At 38.3% G+C, this 407-nt stretch carries 2 protein-coding genes; both read right to left on the reverse strand.

From position 1 onward, the window contains the following. Positions 1-246: hypothetical protein (locus PPOP_RS24470; protein WP_006287346.1), on the reverse strand; the 246-nt coding region annotated here is incomplete at its 3' end. Continuing rightward, positions 225-407 (reverse strand): biotin/lipoyl-binding protein (locus PPOP_RS14820; RefSeq protein WP_006287347.1); only part of this gene is annotated, 183 nt, incomplete at its 5' end. The genes PPOP_RS14820 and PPOP_RS24470, both read right to left, overlap by 22 nt.

Consider the following 407-nt stretch of genomic DNA (forward strand, 5'->3'; position numbering starts at 1 on the left):
CTTCTTTGTAAAATAATTTTTACCTGTCATCATCGATTTCTGCAACAGCTTTACTTGTTCTAATTTAGAATGGACTTGCGAGATTTTATTGTTCCGTTGTGCCATATGTATGGAAAATTTCATGGGTGTCGTATGTTCTGCCTGAAGTGCATCCTTTACGTCGATAGGTTGCTCTCGATTTTCATGTCCGTACTCTGATTTTGCTCTCCGTAATTCATCAGCAATTAACTTTCGTCGCTTATCCATACCGTCTTTTTTAAAGAATATAATATGTCCCCTTGCTTGACCTTTTGTCCGTCCGTATAGTGCACCAACTCAACTTCACCCAGTACTTTGTTGGTTATTCTTGTCACTTTTTCGCTCGTCTTTATCACTCCCTTTGCTTTTACAACAATATCAATTTCCCC

Origin of the sequence: Paenibacillus popilliae ATCC 14706, assembly GCF_000315235.1 — a bacterium.
Taxonomy (GTDB): Bacteria; Bacillota; Bacilli; order Paenibacillales; family Paenibacillaceae; genus Paenibacillus_B; species Paenibacillus_B popilliae.